General features: G+C 28.5%; 4 protein-coding genes. All 4 read left to right on the plus strand.

Annotated elements, in window-relative coordinates; all coding sequences use genetic code 11:
• The first annotated feature begins 72 nt into the window (after positions 1-72).
• Complete coding sequence (locus ACYUEW_RS14945; RefSeq protein WP_460277102.1) at positions 73-2892, plus strand: NEAT domain-containing protein; 2820 nt, start codon at positions 73-75, stop codon at positions 2890-2892.
• Positions 2893-3312: 420 nt separating this feature from the next.
• Positions 3313-3966, plus strand: coding sequence for a fructose-6-phosphate aldolase (gene fsa, locus ACYUEW_RS14950; RefSeq protein WP_003486915.1), 654 nt, complete (start codon positions 3313-3315; stop codon positions 3964-3966).
• 469 nt (positions 3967-4435) lie between these two features.
• A complete protein-coding gene (locus ACYUEW_RS14955; protein ID WP_043031780.1) occupies positions 4436-6100 on the plus strand; it encodes a ribonuclease J in 1665 nt (554 codons plus the stop codon).
• 301 nt (positions 6101-6401) lie between these two features.
• Positions 6402-6951 (plus strand): alanine:cation symporter family protein (locus tag ACYUEW_RS14960; RefSeq protein ID WP_460277105.1); only part of this gene is annotated, 550 nt, incomplete at its 3' end.

Here is a 6951-nt window from a genome sequence, read left to right on the forward strand (position 1 = left end):
TCAATATATGAAAATTTATAAATGTAAAAGTTTAATAATATAAATAAAATTTAATTAATAGGGGGTAAAACAATGAATAAAAGTTTATCTAAAAGAGTTGCAACATTAGTATTCTTAACTAATATTGGAGTTTTAGGTAGTCCAATTGTTTCAATGCCAGTATATGCTCAAGGGAATGATGTAGTAAAAGCCGCAGTACAAAATGTTAATAAAAACAAAGAGAAAAGTGGATTATATGAAGTAACAGTAAAAACATTAAAAGAAAATAATGATGAAACATCTATGGCAGGTGGTTATTTAGAAAGAGTAAACTATGAAATAAGAGATGGAAAAAAATATTTTATATTAACATTAAATAGAACTGATTGGATGAAAAATATAACAGCTACCGTGGATGGAAATGAAATTAATCTACCAGTTGAAACTATTGAAAAAAATGATAAAGGCGAACAAAAAGGAAAAATAAGATTTGAAATTGGAAGTTTAGATTCAAAAATAATGTTAAATATGAATGTAGTACCAATGGGGAATGCTAAAGTAGGTTTTAGGATAGTACCAGAAAAAGATGCAGTTAAATTAATAGAGGAATACAAAGAAGAAATTCCTGAAACAAAGCCTGATACCAAGCCAGAAACAAATCCAGAAGAAAAAGTTCATACTAAACTAGAAACAAGTCCGGAAGAAGAACCTAACACTAAGCCAGAAACAAATCCGGAAGAAAAACCTGACACTAAGCCAGAAATAAATCCAGAGGAAAAACTTGATACTAAGCCAGAAACAAAACCTGAAGTGAAGCCAGAAGAAATAGGGAAAAGCGGATTATATGAATTAACAGTAAAAACATTACAGGAAAAAAATGATGAAGAATCTATGGCAGGCAGTTATTTAGAAAAAATAAATTACGAAATAAAAGAAGGTAAAAAATATTTTGTATTAACACTAAAAAGAACTGATTGGATGAAAAATATAACAGCTACAGTAGATGGAAAAGAAATTAATCCAACAGTCGAAACTATTGAAAGAAATGGTGAGGAAGAAAAAGGGAAAATAGCATTTGAAATTGGAAGTTTAGATTCAAAAGTAATGATAAACATGGATGTAGTACCAATGGGAAATGTTAGAGTAGGGTTTAGAATAGTTCCAGAAAAAGATACAGTTAAATTAATACAGGAATATAAAGAAGAAACTCCAGAAACAAAACCGGAGACAAAACCAGAAACTAAACCAGAAACTAAACCGGAGACAAAACCAGAGACTAAACCAGAGACTAAGCCGGAGACAAAACCAGAGATAAAACCAGAGACTAAACCGGAGACAAAACCTGAAACAAAGCCAGAAACTAAACCGGAGACAAAACCTGAAACAAAGCCAGAAACAAAAAAACAAATAAATGTAGTAGTTTTAAAAGAAGACTCAAATGAGCCATCTATGGCAGGACAATATTTAAATAAAAATGTTACTTATACGGAAAAGGATGGTAAAAGGTTTTTTACAATAACATTAAACAAAGTAGATTGGATGAAAAATATACAAGTATCAGTAGATGGACAAAGTGTAAGTTATGATAAAAAACAATCCGGTGAAAATGCTGATTTAACATTTGAGGTAAATAGTGAAAATTCACAGGTTATGCTACATATGAATGTAGTACCAATGGGTAATGCAACAGTAGGGTTTAGAATAGTAAATTCAAATTCAGTAACACCAGAAACAAAACCAGAAGAAAAGCCAGAAGTGAAACCAGACAATAAAAAAGATTTAGAAAATGGAGTATATAAAGTTGAAAATTCAATAGTAGCTCCTGATGCAAAGGAATCTGAAGAAATCCAAAAGTATTTAAAAATAGATACTGAAGTTAAAGCTCAAGATAAAAAAATATTTATAGTCTTAAAACTATCTAATGAAAAATATGCTAAAAATTTAGTTGTGTTTGTAGATGGTAAACCTGTTAAAATAAGTACACTTAATAATAATAAGGGAAAATACTTAGCTTCAGCCTTACCAGTAGCTACAAATAATAATAGCAGTAAGATTAGTACAATTAAATTTGAAGTACCTAGTTTAGATTCTGATATACAAGTGAAAACATATATTGATGAAATGAATAAAGATGTTAATTTTGGTGTTAAATTAAAGGAGGATACATTAAAATTATCAGATACAAAACCAGAACAAAAGCCAGAAACTAAACCAGATACAGAAAAGCCAGAAAACAAATCAGATACAAAACCAGATGAAGGGAAGTCAGAAACCAAAGCAGAACAAAAACCGGAAACAAAACCAATATCGAAAGAAGAAAAAGATGGATTATATAGTTTGAAGGCAAAAATTCTAAAAGAAAATAGTGATGATCCATCTATGTCAGCTCAATATGTGAAAGATATAAATTATGAAGTTAAAGATGCAAAAAAATATCTTATAGTAACTTTAAACAGAACAGATTGGATGAAAAATATAACAGCTACAGTGGATGGAAAAGAAATAACACCTACAGTAATAGAGAAGATAAAGAATAATAATGGAGAAGAAATTAGTAGAATAAAATTCCCAATAAACAGCTTAGATTCAAAAATAAAATTAACTATGAATGTAGTTCCAATGGATAATTCCAGAGTTTCCTTTAGAATAGTTCCTGATAAAAATAGCTTAAAATCTATAAAGGAATATAATAATATAGCTTCAGAAAAGGATGAAAGCAATAGTGAAAATTTTAAAAAAGAGGATAAGCTTGTAAAGATAAATTCACTAGCAGATGGGGGAAAGGAAGAAGGGAAAGCTACAGGAAAAGTTTTACCTAAAACAGGATCACCTATTAACTCAGGTCTATTAGGGTCATTAGGGGTCATAATTAGTGGACTAGGACTTGGATTAAAGAAAAGAGGAAAAAAGTAAAGCACAAAGAGTAAACTAAAATGTATAAAAAATAAGTAACTTAACTTAGAAATAGAACAGGTAAGATTATATTAAATGTGTAAATAGAAAGGATTATGTGATAATTAATTAATATTATAATCACATAATCCTTTTGCTAGAAATTAAATATATAGTAATAGTTTTTGTAGATTATATTATTTAGATTTTAAAATAGGCTTTGACCATGTATTTATATAGATTTTATTTAAAGAATTGATTAATATGAAGAAAGAGTTATAAATATTCAGACAATAAAAGAAATTGGTAAAAAATTAAATTAGAAGGAATAAAATGAATTTTGAACTTTATGAGAGAAAATGTATAATAAGAAATATAATAATAAAATAAATATAATTATTGTAGTGTAATCTACATGAAATATTTAAAGGAGATGACAAAATGAAAATATTTATAGATACGGCCAATGTAGAAGAGATAAGAAAAGCAAGCCAATTAGGAGTTTTGTCAGGAGTTACAACAAATCCTTCATTAATAGCAAAAGAAGGAAGAGATTTAAAAGAAGTAGTAGAAGAAATTTGTAGTATAGTAGATGGTCCCATAAGTGCAGAAGTTATAAGTTTAGAACATAAGAAAATGATAGAAGAAGGAAGAGAGCTATCCAAATTGCATAAAAACATAGTTATAAAAATACCCATGTGCGAAGAAGGGTTAAAAGCAGTTAGCGTTCTATCTAAAGAGGGAATAAAAACAAATGTAACCTTAATATTTTCATCAATGCAGGCTTTATTAGCAGCTAGAGCAGGAGCTACCTATGTAAGTCCTTTTTTAGGAAGATTGGATGATATAGGGAATCCAGGTATTGAAGTTGTAGAACAAATAGCTGATATGTTTAAAATTCATGGAATAAAAACAGAAATAATTTCAGCCAGTATAAGAACACCTATGCATGTATTGGAAGCTGCAATGGCAGGATCTCATATAGCTACAATACCATACAAAGTTATAATTCAAATGTCAAAGCATGCATTAACTGATATAGGAATTGAAAAATTTATGAAAGACTATGAAAAAGTCTTTGGAGAAAACAAATAATTTAGAGTAAATATATAATAAGAGGGTATCTCAAAAAATGGATTTAAATTTAACAGCATAAAGATAAAAAATACACTTCATAAACTTTTATCTTTGCTATATTAAAATTAAATCTATTAAGAGATACCCTTACTTATATTTATTAAGGTTTAGCATTAAAATTTTTATTATAAAGTATAGTAAAATACACTTCATTTTTAATAATATGTAAAAATATTATTAAAGCTTATTATAATATATATGGATTATGTATTAACAATGGTATGATTAGGTAAAGAATAATAATGATAAAATTTTAAAAATATAAATAAAGGGAATTAATTTAGCTTAGAGTAGCCAAAATAAGATAAATGAAAAATTTTATAATAAGCATTACTTCTTTAGTTAATTTTATTAATTTAAAGAGCAAAATAATATAATAAGTACAACATATAAAAAATTTATAAATACTGAAAGAGGAGGGTATGAAATGAGTAATAAAGATAGTATAAAGATTATTCCTTTAGGTGGACTTGGAGAAATTGGTAAAAATATAACTGCTTTTGAATATGAAAATGAAATAGTTATTATAGACTGTGGTATATCTTTCCCAGACGAGGAGATGTATGGTGTAGATTTGGTTATTCCAGATATAACATATCTTTTAAATAATAAAGATAAAGTAAAAGCCATTTTTTTAACTCATGGACATGAAGACCATATAGGATCTTTACCTTATATTTTGCAACAATTAAATAGACCTGTTTATGGTACTGCATTAACCTTAGGTATAGTAGAAAATAAACTAAGAGAACATAATATGCTCTCAGATTGTGAGCTTAATAAGGTGGAAGCAGGAGATATAGTAGAACTAAAAAATTTAAAGGTGGAATTTATAAGAAATACCCATAGCATAGCGGATTCTTGTTCTATAGCTATTCATACACCGGTGGGAGTTATATTACATACCGGTGATTTTAAAATAGATTACACACCTATTGATGGATTAGTAATGGATTTCCATCGTATTGCTGAATTGGGTAAAAAAGGAGTATTGCTTCTTATGGCTGATAGTACAAACGTGCAGCGTAAGGGACACACAATTTCAGAAAAATCCATAGGAGAAACTTTAACTAAAATTTTTTCAAATGCTAAAGGAAGAGTTATTGTAGCAACTTTTGCTTCAAACATACATAGAATGCAACAAATAATAGATGCATCTATAGAGTATGGAAGAAAAGTAGCCTTTAGCGGGAGAAGTATGGAAAATATATCTAAGGTAGCTATGGATTTAGGATATCTTCATATACCAGAAACTTATTTGATAACTGTAGATGAAATGAAAAATTATCCTAACGAACAAATAACCATAATAACTACTGGAAGTCAAGGAGAACCTATGGCAGCTCTTGCAAGAATAGCTTATTCTAATCATAGGAAAATAGCTATAGAGCCAAAGGATTTATTTATTATTTCTGCATCACCAATTCCAGGGAATGAAAAACTTATATCTAGAGTAATAAATGAGTTATTTAAAAAGGGCGCAGATGTAATATATGAAGCATTAGAAGAGGTACATGTATCTGGTCATGCTTATGAGGAAGAATTAAAATTAATTCATACATTAGTGCATCCTAAATATTTTATGCCAGTACATGGAGAATATAGGCACCTAAAACGACATGTGGATTTAGCCATGGAGTTAGGCATGGAAAGAGAGAATATCTTCTCTTTAGAAACAGGTCAAGTTTTAGAAATATCACATGAGGAAGCAAAAGTATCAGGAAAGGTTCGTACAGGATCCATATTTGTGGATGGCATAGGTGTAGGTGATGTAGGTAATATAGTGCTCAGAGATAGAAGGTATTTAGCACAGGATGGTATGTTAACTATAGTAGTAACTCTAGAAAAAGAATCCTACAGCGTAATAGCAGGACCGGATGTAATAACAAGGGGATTCATATATGTAAAAGAATCAGAAGCCTTAATAAATGAAGTAAAAGAAATAGTAAAAGAGGAACTAGAAAATTGTTTAGAAAATAAAATAATTGAATGGTATGTATTGAAATCAAATATTAAAAAATCTGTAGAAAAATATTTATATGAAAAAACAAAGAGAAGACCAATAGTTTTACCTATAATTATGGAGATTTAAAATTATAAAAAATAATAAAAAGCTAGAACTTTGATGTGAAATTTTAGTTCTAGCTTTTTGTTATATATTAACACAGTAAAATGATGTAAATATAATAAAAAACTAAAGTAAGTTAATATATAATGATAAAATATTTTTTAATGAAGATATAAAGGGTAAAACTATATTATATTTTATGATTAGCATATTATAATATATTTTTAAAGAAATATGTTAAAAATGTAACGCACAGGCAGGAATTAATATGATTATATGGAATATATATGTAATGTGTGTATTTAATTTACAAGGAGGAGTATATATGGATCTTTTAAATGCAGTCAAAGGAATAAACAATGTACTGTGGAATTATATACTGATTTTTTTGTTGTGTGGAACAGGAATTATATTTACTGTGTCTCTAAAATTTGTTCAAGTATCTAAATTCAAAGAGTCCTTCAAAAAAGCCTTTGGAGGTATAAGTTTAAAAGGGAAAAAAGCAGGTAAAGATGGAATGAGTTCATTTCAATCATTAGCAACAGCAGTGGCGGCTCAAGTAGGTACTGGAAATTTAGCCGGAGCAGCAACAGCTATAGTATCAGGAGGACCTGGAGCAATTTTTTGGATGTGGATTAGTGCATTTTTAGGAATGGCAACTATTTTTGGAGAAGCGGTTTTAGCACAAATTTTTAAAGAAAAAGTTAATGGAGAAGTGACAGGAGGCCCAGCCTATTATATAAGCAAAGGACTTAAAAGTAAATTTTTAGCTAGTTTTTTCTCTATAACTATAATATTAGCCTTAGGATTTATAGGTAATATGGTTCAGGCAAATTCTATAGGGGCAGCTTTTTCAAATATTTCTAATATACCAT

This window comes from Clostridium sp. CTA-1 (assembly GCF_054768215.1).

Excerpts from the sequence above, each read along its gene's own strand:
- ACYUEW_RS14945 (WP_460277102.1), top strand. The coding sequence starts at position 73 with ATGAATAAAAGTTTATCTAAAAGAGTTGCAACATTAGTATTCTTAACT.
- fsa (WP_003486915.1), top strand. The coding sequence starts at position 3,313 with ATGAAAATATTTATAGATACGGCCAATGTAGAAGAGATAAGAAAAGCA.
- ACYUEW_RS14955 (WP_043031780.1), top strand. The coding sequence starts at position 4,436 with ATGAGTAATAAAGATAGTATAAAGATTATTCCTTTAGGTGGACTTGGA.